This is a genomic window from Ochrovirga pacifica (assembly GCF_000220525.1).
In the GTDB taxonomy this organism is placed as follows: Bacteria; Bacteroidota; Bacteroidia; order Flavobacteriales; family Flavobacteriaceae; genus Ochrovirga; species Ochrovirga pacifica.
In genome coordinates this window covers 25,168-45,948 of the sequence record NZ_AFPK01000042.1, presented here as the reverse complement: position 1 = coordinate 45,948, position 20,781 = coordinate 25,168, and the positions used below count along the sequence as shown (strand labels likewise).

At 33.1% G+C, this 20,781-nt stretch carries 15 protein-coding genes; 9 read left to right on the top strand and 6 right to left on the bottom strand.

Going from position 1 to position 20,781, the window contains the following annotated elements; genetic code table 11:
* Positions 1-80 precede the first annotated feature (80 nt).
* Both carB and rpmH read right to left on the bottom strand, forming a co-directional pair.
* Positions 81-2,936 carry a carbamoyl-phosphate synthase large subunit gene (gene carB / locus FS85_RS0108590; protein ID WP_010135791.1) on the bottom strand — a complete coding sequence of 952 codons (2,856 nt, stop codon included), beginning with the start codon at positions 2,934-2,936 and terminating at the stop codon, positions 81-83.
* 127 nt (positions 2,937-3,063) lie between these two features.
* The gene (gene rpmH / locus FS85_RS16385; RefSeq protein ID WP_010135790.1) at positions 3,064-3,222 is read right to left on the bottom strand and encodes a 50S ribosomal protein L34; all 159 of its coding nucleotides are present in this window, start codon (positions 3,220-3,222) and stop codon (positions 3,064-3,066) included.
* A 282-nt stretch (positions 3,223-3,504) separates the two neighbouring features.
* On the opposite strand from rpmH, the gene FS85_RS0108585 reads away from it, so the two are divergent.
* Positions 3,505-5,121, top strand: a complete 1,617-nt coding sequence (locus FS85_RS0108585; RefSeq protein WP_010135789.1) for a CTP synthase — start codon at positions 3,505-3,507, stop codon at positions 5,119-5,121.
* A 64-nt stretch (positions 5,122-5,185) separates the two neighbouring features.
* Positions 5,186-7,069 (top strand): membrane protein insertase YidC, encoded by a 1,884-nt coding sequence (gene yidC / locus FS85_RS0108580; RefSeq protein ID WP_010135788.1) that lies wholly within the window; start codon positions 5,186-5,188, stop codon positions 7,067-7,069.
* Positions 7,070-7,444: 375 nt separating this feature from the next.
* Here yidC and FS85_RS0108575 read toward each other — a convergent pair whose 3' ends face one another.
* The 4 genes from FS85_RS0108575 to FS85_RS0108560 all read right to left on the bottom strand — a co-directional run bounded on the left by FS85_RS0108575 (position 7,445) and on the right by FS85_RS0108560 (position 12,226).
* Complete coding sequence (locus FS85_RS0108575; RefSeq protein WP_010135786.1) at positions 7,445-9,190, bottom strand: hypothetical protein; 1,746 nt, start codon at positions 9,188-9,190, stop codon at positions 7,445-7,447.
* Positions 9,191-9,215: 25 nt separating this feature from the next.
* Positions 9,216-9,875: a hypothetical protein gene (locus tag FS85_RS0108570; protein WP_010135785.1), complete on the bottom strand. Its 660-nt coding sequence runs from the start codon at positions 9,873-9,875 to the stop codon at positions 9,216-9,218.
* Between the two features lie 181 nt (positions 9,876-10,056).
* On the bottom strand, positions 10,057-10,857 hold the full coding sequence (locus tag FS85_RS0108565) for an SDR family NAD(P)-dependent oxidoreductase (RefSeq protein ID WP_029489353.1): 801 nt from the start codon (positions 10,855-10,857) through the stop codon (positions 10,057-10,059).
* A 361-nt stretch (positions 10,858-11,218) separates the two neighbouring features.
* On the bottom strand, positions 11,219-12,226 hold the full coding sequence (locus tag FS85_RS0108560) for a zinc-binding alcohol dehydrogenase family protein (protein ID WP_010135783.1): 1,008 nt from the start codon (positions 12,224-12,226) through the stop codon (positions 11,219-11,221).
* Between the two features lie 153 nt (positions 12,227-12,379).
* Here FS85_RS0108560 and FS85_RS0108555 point away from each other — a divergent pair, with 153 nt between their 5' ends.
* From FS85_RS0108555 to FS85_RS0108525, 7 genes are all read left to right on the top strand, one after another.
* Positions 12,380-13,258 (top strand): AraC family transcriptional regulator, encoded by an 879-nt coding sequence (locus FS85_RS0108555; protein ID WP_010135781.1) that lies wholly within the window; start codon positions 12,380-12,382, stop codon positions 13,256-13,258.
* A 19-nt stretch (positions 13,259-13,277) separates the two neighbouring features.
* Positions 13,278-14,153, top strand: coding sequence for an AraC family transcriptional regulator (locus FS85_RS0108550; protein WP_010135780.1), 876 nt, complete (start codon positions 13,278-13,280; stop codon positions 14,151-14,153).
* Positions 14,154-14,253: 100 nt separating this feature from the next.
* The gene (locus FS85_RS0108545) at positions 14,254-15,093 is read left to right on the top strand and encodes a nuclear transport factor 2 family protein (RefSeq protein WP_010135779.1); all 840 of its coding nucleotides are present in this window, start codon (positions 14,254-14,256) and stop codon (positions 15,091-15,093) included.
* 102 nt (positions 15,094-15,195) lie between these two features.
* Positions 15,196-16,038 carry a metallophosphoesterase gene (locus FS85_RS0108540; protein WP_010135778.1) on the top strand — a complete coding sequence of 281 codons (843 nt, stop codon included), beginning with the start codon at positions 15,196-15,198 and terminating at the stop codon, positions 16,036-16,038.
* Positions 16,039-16,141: 103 nt separating this feature from the next.
* Positions 16,142-17,911, top strand: a complete 1,770-nt coding sequence (locus FS85_RS0108535) for a sensor histidine kinase (protein WP_010135777.1) — start codon at positions 16,142-16,144, stop codon at positions 17,909-17,911.
* Between the two features lie 460 nt (positions 17,912-18,371).
* The gene (gene proB / locus FS85_RS0108530; RefSeq protein WP_010135776.1) at positions 18,372-19,445 is read left to right on the top strand and encodes a glutamate 5-kinase; all 1,074 of its coding nucleotides are present in this window, start codon (positions 18,372-18,374) and stop codon (positions 19,443-19,445) included.
* Between the two features lie 4 nt (positions 19,446-19,449).
* Entirely contained in the window at positions 19,450-20,700 is a 1,251-nt protein-coding gene (locus tag FS85_RS0108525; protein WP_010135775.1) for a glutamate-5-semialdehyde dehydrogenase, read from the top strand.
* Positions 20,701-20,781: the final 81 nt, after the last annotated feature.

Here is a 20,781-nt window from a genome sequence, read left to right as displayed (position 1 = left end):
GTGAAACTTAATCAAAAACAGCAAAAAATCCGACAAACATATGTTTATCGGATTTTCTATTTTTAAGTATTTCTCTAAAACTATTTGTTTAGGTACATTTTTCTTCTTGAATACAATTCGTAAAACTCATCATCTTTTAAGCTATCTATAAATAAAATTGCTTCTCCAGTAGATTTCATTTCAGGTCCTAAAGTTTTATCTACGTTAGGGAATTTATTGAAAGAAAATACTGGTTGCTTGATTGCATAACCATCTAATTGAGGGTTAAATGTAAAATCAGTTACTTTATTTACACCTAACATAACTTTGGTTGCATAGTTTACGTAAGGCTCTCCGTAGGCTTTAGCAATAAATGGTACCGTACGAGAAGCTCTAGGGTTTGCTTCAATAATATATACTGTATCGTCTTTAACTGCAAACTGAATGTTAATCAACCCAACAGTATCTAGGGCTCTTGCAATTTTCTTAGTGTGATTTTTAATTTGCTGCATTACAAAATCTCCTAAGTTAAATGGTGGTAATGTTGCATTAGAATCTCCAGAGTGCACTCCACAAGGCTCTATATGCTCCATAATTCCAATAATGTATACATTTCCGTCAGCATCACAAATAGCATCTGCTTCAGCTTCAATAGCTCCGTCTAAATAATGATCTAACAACAGTTTGTTACCTGGTATAGAACGTAACAAATCAACCACATGAGCTTCTAATTCTTCTTTGTTGATTACAATTTTCATTCCTTGACCTCCTAATACATAAGATGGACGTACTAAAATTGGAAAATCTAAATTGTCTGCAATTTCTAAAGCTTCGTCTGCATTGGTTGCTGTTCCAAATTTAGGGAAAGGAATATCTAACTTTGTTAACATCTCAGAAAAACGTCCTCTATCTTCGGCTAAATCTAAAGCTTTGAAACTAGTTCCCATGATTTTTACACCGTAAGCTTCTAATTTTTCAGCCAACTTTAAAGCTGTTTGTCCTCCTAACTGTACAATAACACCTTCTGGTTTTTCGTGTTGAATGATATCGTAAATATGTTCCCAGAAAACTGGCTCAAAATACAATTTGTCTGCTGTGTCAAAATCTGTAGAAACCGTTTCTGGGTTACAGTTAATCATAATGGTTTCGTAACCTGCTTCTTTTGCTGCCAAAACTCCATGTACACAACAATAATCAAACTCTATTCCTTGACCGATACGGTTGGGCCCAGAACCTAATACAACCACTTTTTTCTTATCGGTTACTTTAGACTCGTTGTGAGCGTAAGCTTCTGCTCCATTCACAGACATAGTGTTTTCAAAAGTAGAATAGTAATACGGTGTGTTTGCTTCAAATTCTGCAGCACACGTATCTACTAACTTATAAACTCTCTTAATTCCAAACTCTTCACGTTTTTTGTACACTTGAGACTCCAAACACTTAAGCATATGAGCAATTTGTCTGTCTCCATATCCTTTTTGCTTAGCTTCCAATAACAAGTCTTTGCTAATAGTATCTAAAGAGTAGGTAGAAATTTCTTTTTCTAAAGTATATAACTCTTCGTATTGTTTAAGGTACCACATATCTATTTTAGTGATATCATAAATTTTACGCAAAGAAATTCCTGCTTTTATGGCATCGTAAATTGTAAACACTCTATCCCAAGATGCATTGGTTAATTTAGAAATTATGGTGTCGTAGTGTGTTTCTTCTTTACCATCGGCTCCTAAACCGTTTCTTTTAATTTCTAAAGATTGTGTTGCTTTGTGTAATGCTTCTTGAAAAGAACGTCCAATTCCCATTACTTCACCAACCGCTTTCATTTGCAGTCCAAGAGTTCTATCTGCTCCTTCGAATTTATCAAAATTCCAACGAGGAATTTTAACAATAACGTAGTCTAAAGTAGGCTCGAACAATGCAGATGTGTTTCCTGTAATCTGATTGTTCAATTCATCCAAAGTATACCCTAAAGCTAACTTAGATGCAATTTTCGCAATTGGATATCCTGTTGCTTTAGAAGCCAAGGCTGAGGAACGAGATACACGCGGATTGATTTCTATGGCAATAATTTCTTCTTTATCGTCTGGCGAAACAGCAAACTGTACGTTACAACCACCAGCAAAATCTCCAATAGAACGCATCATATGGATGGCCATATCACGCATTTTTTGAAAAGTAGAATCACTTAAGGTCATAGCCGGAGCTACTGTAATAGAGTCTCCTGTATGGATTCCCATAGGATCCATATTTTCGATAGAACACACAATTACTACATTGTCATTCTTATCACGCAACAGCTCTAATTCATATTCCTTCCACCCCATCATTGCTTTGTCAATCATTACTTCGTGTATTGGAGAAATCTCTAACCCTCTACGTAACAACTCGTCAAAGTCTTCTTCTTCATATACAATTGCTGCTCCTGCACCCCCTAAAGTAAAGGAAGAACGGATACACAATGGAAAACCAAATTCTTGTGCTATCTTTTTTCCTGATAAGAAAGAACTTGCTGTTGCCTGAGGAGCCATTCCAACCCCAATCTTTCCCATCAATTCACGAAACTGCTCCCTATCTTCGGTAATATTGATGGCATCAATATCTACCCCAATCATTTCTACATGATGATCTTCCCAGATTCCTTTTTCATCAGCTTCTATACACAAATTTAATGCGGTTTGACCTCCCATAGTTGGCAAAACAGCATCGATGTTTGGATGTTCTTCTAATATTTCTCTAATAGATTTGGTGGTAAGTGGTTTTAAATACACATGATCAGCTAAAGAAGGATCTGTCATGATGGTTGCTGGATTAGAGTTGATTAGAACAACCTCTATCCCCTCTTCTTTTAAAGATCTAATGGATTGGGAACCTGAGTAATCAAACTCACAAGCTTGACCAATTACAATAGGACCAGAACCAATAATTAAAACCGATTTGATGTTTGGATTTTTAGGCATAGGAATAAATTTGATACAAATATAACAATCTGTTTAAGTTAGATTGAAATGATATTTAACTAAAAATTTCAAAAAAAAGGTGTTACTTAAAAAAAGTAACACCCTATATATGATAATGAAAAGAACATTATTTCTTATGTCTTGGTGACGAAGATACTGTTAAACTCTTTCTACCTTTTGCTCTTCTCTTAGCTAATACTTTACGTCCATTAGCAGAAGCCATTCTTTCTCTGAAACCGTGCTTGTTTCTTCTTTTTCTATTTGATGGTTGATACGTTCTTTTCATTGTATTATATCTTAACGTCGTTTGTTTTTAATTATGTTAAAAAACCTAGTCTCGAGGGTTTTTCTAAAGCGTGTGCAAATATAAATGATTATTTATTAACTACAAATCTTTTTTTATTTAATGTTGATTTTATCTTTTTTCCATTTTCATCACTTGCTATTAAAACAAGACAAACCACTTATAAAACTAGATTATCAGCAAGTTAAGCAAGTGCTAAAAATGTAACAAAAAATCGTGGTTATATTTCTAGAGAAGTTTGTACTTTTGCACAAACAAAATACAATGACTGATACGAAATATGTTTTTGTAACCGGTGGTGTTACTTCGTCCTTAGGTAAGGGAATTATTGCTGCATCTTTGGCTAAACTTTTACAAGAAAGAGGATACCGAGTTACAATTCAAAAGTTCGACCCATACATTAACATTGATCCAGGTACGCTAAACCCTTATGAGCATGGAGAATGTTTTGTAACTGATGATGGTGCTGAAACAGACCTAGACTTAGGTCACTACGAAAGGTTTTTAGGTGTAAGAACTTCGCAAGCAAACAATGTAACCACAGGTAGAGTTTACCAATCCGTTATAGACAAAGAACGTGAAGGGCAATTTTTGGGAAAAACAGTACAAGTCATTCCTCATATTACTAATGAAATTAAAGAACGTATTCAACTCTTAGGAGAAACAGGAGAATATGATGTAGTAATTACTGAATTGGGAGGTACCGTAGGTGATATTGAATCTTTACCTTATGTAGAATCTGTTAGACAATTGACTTGGGAATTGGGAGAACACAACTCTGTAGTGATTCATTTAACCTTAATTCCCTACTTGGCAGCTGCCGGAGAATTAAAAACCAAACCTACACAGCACTCTGTAAAAATGATGATGCAAAATGGTTTAAATCCTGATATTTTAGTATGTAGATCAGAACATTATATTTCTGATGATATTAAACGAAAACTGGCTTTGTTTTGCAACGTTCAAAAAGAGGATGTTATTTCTTCTTTAGATGCAGAAACCATTTATGATGTTCCTAACATGATGTTCCACGAAGGCTTGGACAGAGTGGTTCTTAAAAAATTACAACTCAGCAGTCCTAAAGAACCAAAGTTGATTGAGTGGAACAAGTTTGTAGAAAAACACAAAAATCCACTACACAAAGTAAAAATTGGAGTTATTGGTAAGTATGTAGAACTACAGGATGCATACAAATCTATTGCCGAAGCTTTTATACATGCTGGATCTTCTCAAAGAATAAAAGTTAAGTTAGAATGGATTCATTCTGAAGATATTGACAAAGATAATATCGCAAGAAAATTACACGGTCTGAGCGGAATTATGGTTGCTCCTGGTTTTGGAAATCGTGGTACAGAAGGGAAGATAGAAACCATTCGCTATGCACGAGAACACAACATTCCTTTTATGGGAATTTGTTTAGGAATGCAAATGGCTGTGATAGAATATGCCCGAAATGTACTTGGGTTAAAAGATGCCAACTCTACCGAGATGGATGAAAACACACCACACCCAGTCATCAACTTAATGGAAGATCAAAAAGAGATTACCAACTTAGGAGGTACGATGCGTTTGGGAGCTTGGGATTGTGAACTAACCAACAACTCTAAAGCTTTTAAAGCTTATGAAAACGAGCTTATTTCCGAAAGACATAGACATCGTTATGAGTTTAATGGAAGCTACAAAGAACAAATTGAAGCTGCAGGAATGAAAGCCACAGGTGTTAACCCTAAAACAGGTTTGGTAGAGGTTGTAGAAATTCCATCACACCCTTGGTTTGTTGCTGTACAATACCATCCAGAATACAAGAGTACGGTACTAAAACCTCATCCTTTATTCAAAGATTTTGTAAACGCTAGTTTAGAATATTTACAATCAAAATAAACGTAAAATAATTATATCATCTAAGTCTGTCATTTCTTCATGACAGACTTCTATTTTTTAAACAATGGAAGAAAAAAACAAGTTAGGAGCCAGTCAAATTATTGGTTTTGCATTAATGGGAGCAGTTTTGTTTTGGTACTCAATGACCCAAAAAGACAAAGTTACCACTCCCGAAAAACAAGAAACCACTGTAGAAACTTCTGTTTCTGAAAACGAATCAACCCCAAGCATCGTAACCGATTCTGTTGCCAATCTAGAGGCTCAAAAAAAATATGGGGAATTTGCTTATGCTACCCTAAATACAAATAAAGCTGGAACAACCACTTTAGAAAACAATGTATTAAGACTAGTTATTGCTAATAAAGGAGGACAAATTGTAGAAGCTCAGCTAAAAAACTACACCACTCACACCAACAAACCTTTGTTTTTGATTAAAGACAACAATGCCAATTTTAATATTGAATTTGGAACATTTGAAAACAAAATCATCAATACTAAAGAGTTGGTGTTTCAGCCAAAGGTTTCTAAAAACGGTAACAATCAAATTGCATCTTTTAAACTAAAAGTTTCTGAAAATCAATTTTTAGAGTACAATTATCAGTTAAAGCCTAATGATTATATGGTTGATTTCTCTGTACGCTCTATAGGATTAGAAAATGTAATCAACAGCAATCATAAAATAAATCTTGAATGGGATTTTGTAGCCAGAAGTCAAGAAAAAAGCGTAAAATACGAGAATCAAATGACGGCTTTGCATTACGAAAAAGAAGATGGAAAATTTGATGATTTATCAACAGGATCTAAAGATGATGAATTAGAAGAAGATGTAAACTGGATTGCTTTTAAACAACATTTCTTTTCGACCATTTTGCTTACCGAAACCCCTTTTGAAAAAGCAGAATTAGCATCTAAGTCGTTAGTAAACGATGTGATGAAAGACACTTTAGCTACCAAAGAATTTTCGACTACTGTTCCTTTAAAACTTAGTAATGGAAATTTAAATTATAACTTAAATTTATATGTAGGACCTAATGTATATGACCAATTAAAATCTTACGACAAAGGAATTGAAAATGTAATGAATTTAGGATGGGGGATTTTTGGATGGATTAATAAAGTTGTTTTTATTCCAATTTTTCACATGCTAAGCAGCTTTATTAGCAACTACGGTTTGGTAATTATTTTAATGACATTAGTTGTTAGGTTGTTAATGTCTCCTTTGGTATACAAATCATACGTTTCTAGTGCTAAAATGAAGGTTTTAAAACCAGAAATTGATGCTATTAACGCAAAATTTCCAGGTAAAGAAAATCAAATGAAACGTCAATCTGAAGTGATGGCTTTGCAGCGTAAATCTGGAGTAAACATGATGGCTGGATGTATTCCTGCATTATTACAAATGCCAGTCTTCTTTGCTTTGTTCCGTTTTTTCCCTTCTGAGATAGACTTAAGACAAGAGTCTTTTTTATGGGCAGACGATTTAGCTTCTTATGACAGTGTGTTTGAATGGTCTACCAATATTCCTATTATTTCTAACTTTTATGGAAACCACTTTAGTTTGTTTCCCGTATTAGCTTCAGTTGCGATCTTCTTTTATATGAGAATGAACCAGAGTCAGCAAATGAGCATGCAACAGCCGGCACAAGAAGGGATGCCTGATATGCAAAAGATGATGAAAATGATGATGTATTTTTCTCCAATTATGATGCTGATTTTCTTTAACAATTACGCATCTGGTTTAAGTTTGTACTACTTTATTTCTAACTTATTGACTTTAACTATTATGTATGTTATTAAAAACTATGTAATTGATGAAGAAAAGATTTTAGCGAAAATTCACGAAAACAGAAAGAAGCCTAAAAAAGAAAGTAAGTTTAGACAACGTTTGGACGAAGCGATGAAACAAGCCCAAGCACAACAAGAGGCTCAGAAAAAGCGTAAAAAGTAAACTACATTTCTAACAACAAAAAAAACGAGGCAAATGCCTCGTTTTTTTGTTGGATTTCTGAATGGAATATAAATCTGAGTTATTGTTTTACAGACCTTTTCTAAAACCCTAAATCATAAATGTGTTTTGATATATTTTACAAAATAAAAAAGGACTCTCAAGTAATAAAATCATTTCTTCTTTCTTTTAAACTGATTGAAAACAAACTTTTAAAAACATTTTATAGAACCTAAATAATCGTATTAAATTCATATATATGTAGTTTAAAACAGATAATTATTTAATTCATAACTTTCTCTCAAAAATATTCTCGATACCAATTTATTATATTCCAAAAAATACTTATTCAATATATTTTTAAAATATAACTTCCTTTTACTTCAACTGCTCCTCTACAAAGTCACAAATATTAGTTTCATTAAAGCCAATCCCATTTGCTTGTGCATTAACTTGTGCTCCTGTACGAACTGGTGAAACCCTCCATTGATTATCATACAATACTCTAAACTGATATTTCTCAGACGCATCTAAACAAGGAGTCCCCCCTTTGATATATCCCTTATTTATATAACCAAATCTCTTATAGTAAACATCAGATTCTTTTTTATAGAAAACAGGTAAATAGTTTAAGACCAAATTTACTGATGGACAATCAATTTTTACGTCATAATTAGCTTGATATACACATTCAGAAGTTCCGTCTAAATCAATATTTCCTCCAATAATATCACATAAAGTTAATTGCTTATCATACACCTTAACTCCTCCTACAGCAGTATAAACTTGCAAACTATATCCAGGATTATTTAAATAACGTAAAGTAGCTGCTAAATTTGGGGCGTAACTCAAATTAATAGTCATTTCTCCACCTACATACATATATGCATTTGCATAAACTCTATTATTTTTTGCGACTACAAATTTGAATGCTTGTGGAATTCCATTGTTAACCAATGTAATTTGAGAGCTAACATCAACTGTACATGTTTCTACCTGCTTGGGTGAAAAACCAAATAGATAACGACCATCACTATATGTTGAATATTCTAAAGCCAAACTTCCGTATCTATCAACAACTGAGACTTCTCCTTTTGTTCTATATACGCCTCCTTCTTCTCTATAAACCGTAACTCTATCTCCCAATTTCATCGGATTACCTGATACAGGATTTAATGTACCAGGGGTAATGTACTTAATAATTCTTGCAGGGTAAGTAAAGGTATTGTATCTGTAATAGGTATGGTAATGACATCTTCTTCTCCACCAACTCCAAGTGCAGTGTCTTCTAGTGTATCTATACCTATGTGTTACTTTGCTTGATTTTAAATAAAAACCTAAAGGATTTGTCAGCGGCATGATTAGATCTCCGGACGAATCCAATTGGGGTGAATCAGAAGCTATTGCATTTACAAGAGGCATACGTTGTACTAAGTCATCCTCATCTTCATCCTCTCTTAAAAAACCACCTTCAGACAGAGCATCAAGTGTGCTAGGTTTAGTCAAGTCATAAGAAACTAATTCAAATTCCAAATCACTATCATCTAATACATTTCCTTCTTCGTCTTTTACAATCGTTCCTTCAGGAAGGGTAACCTCAACTCTTTCTCCAGAACCATTACTGGTTACATCTACCGTTACTTCTTCTGTAATTGTTCCGTTATTCAAATCAACAGATTTAGAACTACTTTCAACACCTTCAGGTTCTTCTCCTATTTTAGAAATAGTAGTGTTGATATATTTAAACTCATCCTCACCATCAAAAGTTAATTCAACATGTTTAGATTCATACCCCTCTGCTGTAATAGTTCCTAAAACTGTGATCGGATCTTCTAAAGAAGCATTAGCATTTGCTATTACCCCAACTGTTACAACCCCTTCATTCACTACAAATTCTTTCTTTCCTTCAGGAGTATAAATAAACTCTGACCCTTCTCCGTAAAAAGAAATTTCACCTGATATAGGTGTTTCATCTCCATTCGCATTTGAAATCTCTAGGGTTGTTTTACTAACAACTGCATCGGGAGTAATTGAAATTTTAAATTCGTCTTCAAATTTTTTATCGATACAACCTACCTGTAAACCAAGTACAGCTGCAATAATTAAATATTTAATTGTTTTCATAATATGTTCGTTTTAATTTAGTTTGTTAGAATGAGAACGCAAATCTTAGATTTACATAAGGAATAAACTTGTTCTCTTTAAAGCTTTCTTGAAGCAATTCTTGTTGATTTTTAGTATCTTCAATCAATCCCGTGGCATCTAGAGTCATGGTTGGACCATCGGCATCGTAATAAGTACCTAGCTCCAATCCAAACCCAAAACCTGTTTTGGGTACTGCTCTACCAAAGCCTAATCCAAAATATGGCAATATCTGATCCCACTCTGCATTAATTAAGATATGCCCTACATCGTCTGATGTAAACTCTACATCTCCGATAAAAACACTTTCACTAAAAGTCATATCTACATCAATAGCACTTGTCATAAAATAACCTGCTCCAACTACAAATCTAAATCCACTTCCAAAAGGTGCAATGTTTAGCATTAAATCTCCATGTGTAAAATCAAACTCTCCGTCTACCAATAAATCTTCACCATCAATTTCATAATCAAAATCTTCTTGCTTGTACTTTAATGCTCCATACTTGGCTGTTAAAGAAAAGTAATCATTTAATTTATAGGAATATCCTACATTTAACCCAGAACCTGCACCAATAGCAAGTGCATGTTTTCGCTCCTTCTCTTCTTGCGAAAAGGCCGATAGACTTGTACAAAGACAAATCAATAAAATCAATGTTTTTTTCATATTTGCTTGTTTAGTTTTTTAACATTGGTTTATAAAAACCTGTAACAAATATATATCAATCCTTTTCAATACAGGTCATACTAAAAAACCATTTTGCATGAATACATACATATTTAACCTTTTCTTAACACAAAAAAAAGACATTGAAAACAATGTCTTTAACAGCGTAGCATTCTAGTTACTAAATATTTACAATTTTCTTAGTTTGATCTATCAAATTTAAAACAAGAGATTCTTTATAAGAATCTGAATGAGCTTTCGTAAATTCTCCCTGATCGTTATCAAAATACTTCCCTTGTATTTCTTCCTTGCTGTATTCTAGGGCTAACTGTCTTACAATTGCCACTCCTTTTTCGGCCGGAGACCAATATTGGCCGTAAGCCTCATGAGCCATTTTGGTATTGAGTAATGAACCTGGATTGACAGCTACAACTCCTAACCAAGGCTCTTTTTTAGCTAAATAAAAACCATACATAGTTAACGCCAATTTACTTTGTGCATACGCCTCACTAACTCCCAAAGCTTTTGTTCCCGCAAGTGCTTCTATAGAAACCGAAGCCTGCGCTGCAGAACTTAAATTTACCACTCTAGGACTCTCAGATTTTTGTAACAAAACCATTAGCGACTCCGTTAATACATAAGCCGCTAAATAATTTACTACCAAGCGTAAATCTATTTGGTTTGTATTGCTTGTTTCAGAACTATTAAACACTCCTGCATTATTAATCAATACATCTAGTTTTGAATGTTCAGAAACTACTTTACTCGCCATTTTTTTAACAGCCTTTACGTCCGAAAAATCGGCTACATACCCCTTTATTTCGTTATGATGAGTAATTGCCTTTAACTCAGACACTAAATTTTTCACCTTAAAAGCATCTCTACCATGAACACACAAATCGTGTCCTTCTTCTGCCAACTGTAGAGCCAACAACTTCCCTACTCCATCGGTACTCCCTGTAATCAATATCTTTTTTTTCATTATTCCTTTTATATTTATTTTAACCATAAAAGCTTTTTCTGAAAGCTTTTATAAATTCACATCAAGCCAATTTGTCTTTGTATTTTATACTATAATCACAACTGATAAATCTAGAGGTTCTAACTGATAAGTTTTTTAACCATCTATATCTTTCATAAAATCGCCCCCCTTATTAGTGAGGCCATTCTAAAACACCCCTTAATTTCTTCTCCTTCTATTTTACAATAAGAAGGTATTCTTACTTAATATTTCACTCTGCATTTAGTTAAAATTTAACTATTTCTTGTCTATAATCACCTAACCAACCTGTTTATGTAGGTGTTACATCTAATACTGACTAATATGTTATTTTATAGATATATTAACCTACTTCTAACACAATTTTTCCTTTAGAAGTTCCACTTTCTAACATGGCATGCGCTTTTTTTAGATTGACTGAATTTAGTGTTCCTAAATGTTGTCCAACGGTAGTTTTTATCACTTTTTCATCTATCAAATATGCAATTTGATTGAGTATTTCTTGTTGTTTTCTAATATCGGCTGTTTGAAACATTGAACGAGTAAACATAAACTCAAAATAAGTAGCTACTGCTTTAGATTTTAAAGGCATGATATTGAATTGACTTGGATCATCTATGAGGCCAAATTTTCCTTGCGGCTTTATAATTTTTACTATTTCATCAAAATGATGTTCGGTTGCATTTAAACTTACTACATAGTCAGGAGCTGCTAACGCTAATTTATCATACTCATCACTCAACTTATTTTTATGATTGATAACATAATCTACTCCTAAATTTTGCAACCAAGTTGCGGTCTCACTCCTAGAAGCAGTCCCTACTACTGTAAGTTGTGTTTTTTGTTTTAGTAGCTGTACCAAAACAGACCCTACTCCTCCTGCAGCACCAATCACTAAAATACTTTTGTTTGCATTTTTAGTATCTATTTCCATTCTATCAAACAAAAGTTCCCAAGCAGTTAACGAGGTTAAGGGCAAAGCTGCTGCTTCGGCAAAAGAAAGACTTTTGGGCATATGCCCTACTATACGTTCGTCAACCAAATGGTACTGAGCATTGCTCCCTGATCGGGTTATGTCTCCTGCATAATACACAGAGTCACCTACTTTAAAATCAACCACATCATTCCCAACTTCAGCTACAATCCCGGCAGCATCCCACCCCAGTACTTTCCATTCTTCAGGTTCTGATTTTACAGCTAATCTTACTTTATAATCTACCGGGTTTACAGACACTGCTTTTACAGCCACCAAAATATCTTTTCCTATAGCTTTTGGAGTTGGCAGCTCAATGTCTACCAGTGCATTTTTATGATCGATACTTAAATTCTCTTGATATCCTACAGCTTTCATTTAATTTTATTTTTATGATTTTTTTACACTTCAAAGGTACAACAGCACCCTTTATTTATTGATGTACAAAAAGCGGTAGTTAATGTAAGTTTAAAGGCTAAAAAAAGATTAAAATGTAAAAAATAATTATTTTTGAATTTAAAAATGATATTTATGCAAGTATTAGAAGCCCCAAAACCTTTTGAAATACAAGAAATCAATTTATCTGAATGGAAACAACGTCCCGTTAAAAATAATTTTTTTGAATTGGTACTTATTAAAAAAGGAGCTGGTACACAATGCATTAATTACAACCATTACCCTTATCAAGAAGGAAGTATTTTTTTACTACCTCCTCTAAAATGTCATTCCTTTAATATTGAATCCTCAACCACCTTTGTATTTTTAAAATTTACCGATACTTTTTTTAAAAACATGTCTAAAGCATCTATTAACAGAGACGAATGGTTTAAAGAGGCAGCTTACATATTATCTAACTACAATCAGTTGCCAGGAGATATTATTAAAAGTGAAGCAGATAGACAATATATTGATTTATTAATTTCAATGATATTACAAGAATCTACTCACTTTGGAGAAGATTCTGTTTCACTGATTAAAAGTTTAATGACTAGTATTTTAGAAATCTTGATCCGTAACATCAAAAAAAGCAATTATCACGAAGCTACTGATAAAAACACGGACGACAGAATCAATAAAATGCTAACCTATATAAATGAAAACCTACATGAACCTAGCTTGCTAAAAGTAGAACATTTGGCACAAGTTTTTTCGATGTCGCCAACATATGTAAGCGAGTTTTTCAGAAAACAAATGCAAGTTTCTTTGCGAGAATACATTATTAAAGCCAAGTTAAAAATGGTTGAAATACGTCTGCTAAACTCAGATTATACTCTTACTGAAATTGCAGACGACCTAGGCTTTACCGATGTAAGCCATCTTTCTAAAACCTTTAAGCGTTATGCAGGAATATCTCTAAAGGAATTCAAAAACAACGGTGAATATATGTTGTTAAAAAGAACAGCTTGTTAATTATAAAATCTTAACTTTTTTGAAAGAAGACATCCAGCAAATTAGCTTTAATAACCAACGTAGTAAAAACCATTTTGATTTGATAGAGCTACGTGAATTATTAGATAGAAAAAACTTACCACACGCTCTTTTCGAATTTCAGCAAATAGATTTTTACATGTTGTTTATTTGCACTAAAGGCAAAGGCACTCACACTATTGACTTTACAGATTACTCATATCAAAAAGGTAGTGTTTTAAGCATTCGAAAGGACCAAATTCACAAGTTTCACCCCAACTCTAACAGCCAAGGTTTTTTACTGCTCTTTACCGATGATTTTTTGATTCATTTTTTTGAAAAAAAAGAAATTCTAAAAAGTCTACAGCTTTTTAACGAACTGATTAGCAATCCAAAATCTACGCTAGAACCTACTACTTTTACAACACTATTATTACTTATAAAACAAATACAGCAAGAAAATTTTTCCATTAACGATTTATATTCTACAGATATTGTTCGCTGTCAGTTACAAATTATCATAAGACTGTTGCTTAGAAACAAAAGCCTACAAAAACAACATCAAGAACACCACAAGTATTTGTCACCGTTTTTAACTTTTCAAAAATTGGTAGAGCAAGAATGTTTTCAAACAAAAAAAATTAACTTTTATGCCAGCAAAATGGCTATTAGTAGTAAAACTCTAAACAACATTACGCAGGCTATTTTACACAAATCGGCCAAACAGTTTATTGACGAAATTGCTGTTACACAAATCAAACGACTTTTGGTTAACACCAAACTTTCTGTAAAAGAGATTGCCTATCGTTCAGGTTTTGAGGATCCAAGTAATTTGTACAAGTTTTTTAAAAAACACACACAGACCACTCCGGAACATTTTAGAACCACATTTACCTAAGACATTTTCCCATTTTTACAGTCATTATTCTTTTTTGTATAGTCGCATGCATACAAAAGACAGGTACTTTTGTTTTTAGAAACAATAAAACATTTTAATTATGAAAACAATTGTAAAACTTAGCTTAATTGCATTTGTATTTACTACCGCATGTAAATCCATACAAAACTCGCCTAACATTAAACGCACCTTAAAAGCTCAACAAGCCTTTTTTGAAGACTATAATCCCAGGGGGATTAAAAAACACTTTACTGAAAACTACACTCAACACAATCCACATGTACCTACAGGAAGATCTACAATAATCAACTTTTTACCCAAACTAAAAGAAGCTAAAACTACAAGCACCACGCACCGTGTTTTTCAGGACGGAGACTTTGTGATATTACACAACACCTATAACAATGCACAAGCATTTGGTGCTAAAAAAATGGTAGCTTTTGATGTTTATCGATTAGAAAACGGAAAAGTAGCTGAACATTGGGACAATTTAACTCCGTGGGTAGAAAAAACTGCTAGCGGACGTAGTCAAACAGATGGCCCCACCCAAATAAAAGATTTAGACAAAACAGCAACTAACAAAGCCTTGGTTCGCAATTTTGTAAACGATATTTTGATGGGTAAAAATCCAAAAAAAATTACAGAATATATTAGCACAGAACAATACCATCAACACAATGTAGCCATAAAAGATGGATTAGACGGCTTGGGCAATGCAATTGATTACTTAATCTCTCAGAACAACATGTTTGTGGTTACTAAATTACACAAGGTACTGGGACAAGGAAATTTTGTACTAAGTATGAGTGAAGGAACTTGGTTTGGAAAAAAACAAGCTTTTTACGATCTATTCCGATTAGAAGATGGTAAAATTGTAGAACACTGGGATGTTATTTCAGAAATCCCATCCAAAATGGCTCATACCAATGGAAAATTTTAAAAAAATAAATTGATTTTTATCACCTATCTACAAAGGCCTTTCATTTTTTTTGAAAGGCCTTTGTAGTTATATTAGCCAATAGAACATGCTATAAAAAGGGAGATGAAAAGAAAAAGCTTCATAAAAAAAGGGCTATTGGGATCAGCTGCGTTATCAATAGGCTTAGGAACCTATGCTTGGCAAATTGAACCTTACTGGCTAGAGTTTGTAACACTAGGCATGCCCATTAAAAATTTACCTTCTAAGTTGGTGGGTAAGACCCTTATGCAAATTAGCGATATACACGTAGGAAATAGGTTTGATTGGAACTACATCATCGACTCTTTTCAGAAAGCACAAAAATACAAGCCAGATTTTGTAGTATATACAGGAGATTTTGTAAACTGGGAAAACGAAGAACAATACACTCAGTTACAAAAAGTAATGATGCATGCTGTTTGTGGAGAACTGGCTAGCATTGCAATACTTGGTAACCATGATTATGGTAAAAATTTTCAAGAACAAGAAGTAGCCAACAATATAAGCAACCTTCTAAAAAATGCAGGGATTGATGTGCTAAGAAATGAGAAAAAAAATTATTTTGGCTTAGACATTATAGGAATAGATGATTTGTGGGGAACCAATTTTTTTCCTGAACCCGTAATGAAAACCCTAAATAAAACAAATCCGCAAATAGCACTTTGCCACAATCCCGATGTGTGCGATTTGCCTATTTGGGAACAATTTGAAGGCTGGATTTTGTCTGGTCACACTCATGGCGGGCAAGTAAAACCTCCTTTTTTACCTCCCTTTATTCTTCCCGTAAAAAACAAAAGGTATGCAGCTGGCAAAGTTGAATTAGATGCCAAAAGAACTTTATACATTAACAGAGCATTAGGAAACCTGTTTCCTGTAAGATGCAACGTTAGACCCGAAATTACCATTTTTCATTTGGGAGAACAATGACACTTAAAATAACGTTTTAATAACATAAATCATATCAAAATATGATTTTTTCATAGGATTTACATAGTATAAAAATTGTTTATTAGCCACATAATTCACTTATATGAAACTGGTTGTTTATTTCTTATTGATTACCAATCTTATGTTTTCACAATCCGTTTTGGATTTAGAATACAAGCAACTGTCTTTTCAAAGCGATAGCCTTACCATATCAGAAATTGTAACACTAGAAAAACAAGGACGTTTTTCTACTCTCTTTACCAATAAAATTTATCAAGATTTTAAGAACAAAGAAGCTATTTGGATTACAGCTGAAATCCCTAAGCTAAAAGAAGATTATTTTATTAGCATCGAAAATCCTTTGTTGGATATTTTAGAAATCTACCTTTACAGAAATAACCAAATAAAAAGACTAGAGTTGCAAACAGGAGAATATAGGTTTCCTCAAGCACATATTAGTAAAGAAACAAGCCCTTCTAAACTATTCATAAGAACTAAAGATGCTACTAGTTACAGAACTGAGTTTTTAATTAAAATCTTAAACATTAAAGAGTTTAAGAAAAAAATGCAAGCTGATTATTTTATAATAGGAGCATACGTTATCGGAATTATTGTACTACTTACCTGTGCTTGTATTCTATTTTTATACAAAAGACAATATGTTATATTATGGTACATGGTACACCTTTGTGCTTTGGTGTCAGAATACTTGGCCGACAATGGAATTTTAGGTCAGTGGTTGGTTAGCAATCAAACTATTTACAAATACAATTTGGACAATATTTTTATAATGATTTCAGTTATGTCATTATCCGAATTTTTTAGAAATTACTACAATTACAATCATAAAACTCTTTTTTGTAAAAGTATCATCTACAAAGGGATCAGTCTATTTTGTGCCTGTGGAGTTCTGCTATCTTTAGTTACTCTATTTTTTGTAGAAATTATCAACATCGAATACTATGCACATATTGCACTAAACTACTGTTCTTTGGCTTCTCTTATTGCACACTGCATCTTGGCAAGATATAGAGTAATCCCTATGTATATGTTTGTTGCTTTTTTACTTCCTATTGTAGGTGTATATGCTAACTTAGGAAACTTTAAAGAGCTGTTTAACGATCCTTATGTTATCTATTTTATTTATCAATCGGTTTACTTAGGTATTTTCATCAACGTATTTGTAATTATTTTCTACATCTCTAAACAATCCATCGATGGTGAATTTTTATCCATCAACCTAAAGAAAGAAAACAACTTTTTAAAGAACAATTTTCACGAAAACTTATCTGTTTTACAAGAAGAACATCAAAATATTTTAATGAGTGATGTTCATGATTCTTTTGGTGGTTATATTGAAGCTTTGCGTTTGAATTTGTTAAACAAAAAACTGAACGACAAAAAAATTAATGAGATTTTAAATGCTTTTAAAAAAGACTATCGTTTTTTACTCAATTCACTTTACATCCCTAACATTAATTCTGATAATTTTGAACAAGCTATAGAAGAGTACTGTGATAAAATGAATAAATTAAGCAATATTACCATTGTTTTTAACAGTGCTATTAATAAACATGTAGAACTCCCCCAACAAATAGCAAAACTTATTTTTAAAGCAACATCAGAACTTACTACCAACGCTATTAAATACTCTAAAGGAAGCGTTATTAACATTGATCTGATTCTTAGAAGACAAAACATCTACTTAGCTGTTACCGATGATGGTATTGGTTTTAAAACCAAAAATATTCCTAGCACCTCTTTTGGTATTAACGGAATTAAAGAAAGAGTGCAGTTGTTATGTGGTAATTTTAACGTAAAAGTAAAAAATGGAACTAGTATTTTAATCCATATTCCGTTGCTTAAAGAATAAAAAAAAGCTTTTGCAATTGCCCTGTTTCTTTTGTACAACAACCACAAAATACAATTATTATAACCACATTTTTTTGATAGTAACCTACCCCTAAATTCTATCAATACTGGTACTCTAATTATTTGCAGCACAAAAGTTGACTTACAATCACAAAAGACTTTTTTGTCTGGAAACAAATGTATAAGTATTTCACAAATAAATCATCATACTTTAGTATGATTTCAACTATACACATACAACATTTACCGAAATCAATAAAAAAACAAAACAATAAAAATCAACACTTTTTTTTAAAAAAACTACTCAAATCACAGAGTTATCCTCATTTTTTTCTCTAATCCAAAAACAAATCAAATAAATAACAGCTCTGCAAATCTCCGCAACCTGGTTTGTAAAGTCCTTAAAAATTAACGACTTTTGCATTACATATTACTGATTTTTCGGTATTGAGTTTACAACCATGATTGCTAAAAAAATTGTCATCAAAATTGGTTCTAACGTGTTAACACTTGCCACAGGAACCCCAAACAAAGAACGCATTACTGATTTGGTAGCGCAAATTTATACCTTGAAAAAACAAGGACATCAAGTGATTTTAATATCCTCTGGAGCTGTAGCTGCTGGTAGATCTAAAATTGATTTACCCAACACATTAGACCCCATTAGCAAAAGACAAGTATTAGCATCTTTAGGGCAAATTGAGTTGATGAATCTTTACAACCAATGCTTTGAAACACATCAAAAAAAATGTTCCCAAGTACTTATTACCAAAGAATCTTTTGGCACTAGAGAACATTATTTAAACATGGTAAACTGCATTGAAGCATTGCTTAAATGTGACATTACTCCAATTATTAATGAAAATGATGTTGTTTCGGTAACCGAGCTCATGTTTACAGACAACGACGAATTGTCAGGATTGGTAGCTACTATGGTCCAAGCCGATGAGCTGTTAATTTTAAGCAATGTAGATGGTATTTTTACAGACCATCCTAGCAAGCCCACTGCAAAGTTAATTAGACAGTTTTATAAAGAAGAGATCAACCTTGAAGAAGCTATTAGCGCAGAAAAATCTGAATTTGGTAGAGGAGGTATGTTGACCAAAGTTAACACTGCTATTAAAATTTCAGAATTAGGAGTTCATGTATCTATAGGAAATGGTACAACTGACAATATTACCCATAAATTGTTACATAGAGAAACTGGTACTTTTTTTGCGGCTAAACATGATAAAAACAAGACTGCTGTAAAAAAATGGATTAGCAACTCCGAAACCTTTTCTAAAGGTAAAGTTTTTGTGAATTCTGGAGCGGCAGCTGCCCTTTTTAGTAAAAAAGCCAACAGTTTGTTACCCATTGGGGTAGAAAAAATTGAAGGAGATTTTAAAAAAGGAGACATTATTGCTTTGCTAGATTTAGAAGGCAATGAAATAGGCTATGGTAAAGCATCTTATAGTGCAGAGAAAGCTTTAGGGTATTTACAAAAACACCACCAGCCTGCATTAGTGCACTATAACTACTTAACAATAAAATAATTTTATGGAGTTAACCTTAAAAAACACTTTTGAGAACACCACCAAAGCAAGCAGAACTTTGGTAGAACTGAATAACGAAACCATTGATGCTATTTTGATTGAAATAGCCGATTTGGCCATCGAAAATACCAACAGCATTTTAGAAGCCAATCAAAAAGACTTGGACAGAATGGATAAAAACGATCCTAAATACGATCGCCTTTTGTTAAACGAAGAAAGAATCAAAGGAATTGCAGGAGACATTAAAAATGTTGCTAAGCTAAAAAGCCCTGTAGGACATGTAATAGAAAATAAAGTGCTAGATAACGGCTTAGATATTTCTAAAGTAAGGGTTCCAATAGGTGTTATTGGAGTTATCTACGAAGCTCGACCTAACGTTTCCTTTGATGTTTTTTCATTATGCTTTAAAACCAAAAATGCATGTATTCTAAAAGGAGGATCCGATGCTGAATTCTCTAACATTGCAATTGTAAACATCATTAAAGAAGTATTAAAAAAACACAATGTAGATACAAATGTTGTAACGCTATTGCCTGCAGACAGAAGTGCTACTGCAGAATTGTTGAATGCTGTAGATTATGTAGATATTATTATTCCTAGAGGAAGTCAAGGATTGATTAATTTTGTTCGAGAAAATGCAAAAGTACCTGTTATCGAAACAGGAGCTGGTATTGTACACGTGTATTTTGATAAAGATGGAGACTTAGCCAAAGGAACCGCAATTATCGCCAATTCTAAAACAAGAAGAGTAAGTGTATGTAATGCATTAGACTGTTTGTTGCTTCACGAATCTCAATTAGACAATTTAAACCAGTTAACCAAAGAGCTAGCTACCAAAAACACCGTTATTTATGCTGATGAAGCCTCTTACAATAAACTAACTGATTATCCTAAAGATTTGCTACACAAAGCAGACGACAGTCATTTTGGAACTGAATTTTTAGCAAATAAAATGGCTATAAAAACTGTAAATTCTTTTGAAACAGCACTAAACCATATTGCTAAATATAGTTCTAAACATAGTGAAGCTATTATATCTGAAAACGCAGATACAGTAGCCACCTATCTTAACCGAGTAGATGCTGCAGCAGTTTATGCCAATGCTTCAACTGCATACACAGATGGTGCCCAGTTTGGATTAGGTGCAGAAATAGGAATTAGTACCCAAAAATTACACGCTAGAGGACCTATGGCTCTAGAAGAAATTACTTCGTATAAGTGGATTGTTAAAGGAAACGGACAAACCCGATCTTAAAACTAGCTTTTGTCATTTTACTAGTAAAAAAAACGTATATTTGAGTGGTTGCGAAAAAACACGTAACCACTTAAATATCAA

Coding starts and splice junctions, on each gene's coding strand:
- FS85_RS0108555 (WP_010135781.1), top strand. CDS start 12,380: ATGCAAGTATTAGAAGCCCCAAAACCTTTTGAAATACAAGAAATCAAT.
- FS85_RS0108565 (WP_029489353.1), bottom strand. CDS start 10,857: ATGAAAAAAAAGATATTGATTACAGGGAGTACCGATGGAGTAGGGAAG.
- FS85_RS0108535 (WP_010135777.1), top strand. CDS start 16,142: ATGAAACTGGTTGTTTATTTCTTATTGATTACCAATCTTATGTTTTCA.
- yidC (WP_010135788.1), top strand. CDS start 5,186: ATGGAAGAAAAAAACAAGTTAGGAGCCAGTCAAATTATTGGTTTTGCA.
- FS85_RS0108570 (WP_010135785.1), bottom strand. CDS start 9,875: ATGAAAAAAACATTGATTTTATTGATTTGTCTTTGTACAAGTCTATCG.
- FS85_RS0108575 (WP_010135786.1), bottom strand. CDS start 9,190: ATGAAAACAATTAAATATTTAATTATTGCAGCTGTACTTGGTTTACAG.
- FS85_RS0108540 (WP_010135778.1), top strand. CDS start 15,196: ATGAAAAGAAAAAGCTTCATAAAAAAAGGGCTATTGGGATCAGCTGCG.
- FS85_RS0108585 (WP_010135789.1), top strand. CDS start 3,505: ATGACTGATACGAAATATGTTTTTGTAACCGGTGGTGTTACTTCGTCC.
- FS85_RS0108545 (WP_010135779.1), top strand. CDS start 14,254: ATGAAAACAATTGTAAAACTTAGCTTAATTGCATTTGTATTTACTACC.
- carB (WP_010135791.1), bottom strand. CDS start 2,936: ATGCCTAAAAATCCAAACATCAAATCGGTTTTAATTATTGGTTCTGGT.
- FS85_RS0108560 (WP_010135783.1), bottom strand. CDS start 12,226: ATGAAAGCTGTAGGATATCAAGAGAATTTAAGTATCGATCATAAAAAT.
- proB (WP_010135776.1), top strand. CDS start 18,372: ATGATTGCTAAAAAAATTGTCATCAAAATTGGTTCTAACGTGTTAACA.
- rpmH (WP_010135790.1), bottom strand. CDS start 3,222: ATGAAAAGAACGTATCAACCATCAAATAGAAAAAGAAGAAACAAGCAC.
- FS85_RS0108525 (WP_010135775.1), top strand. CDS start 19,450: ATGGAGTTAACCTTAAAAAACACTTTTGAGAACACCACCAAAGCAAGC.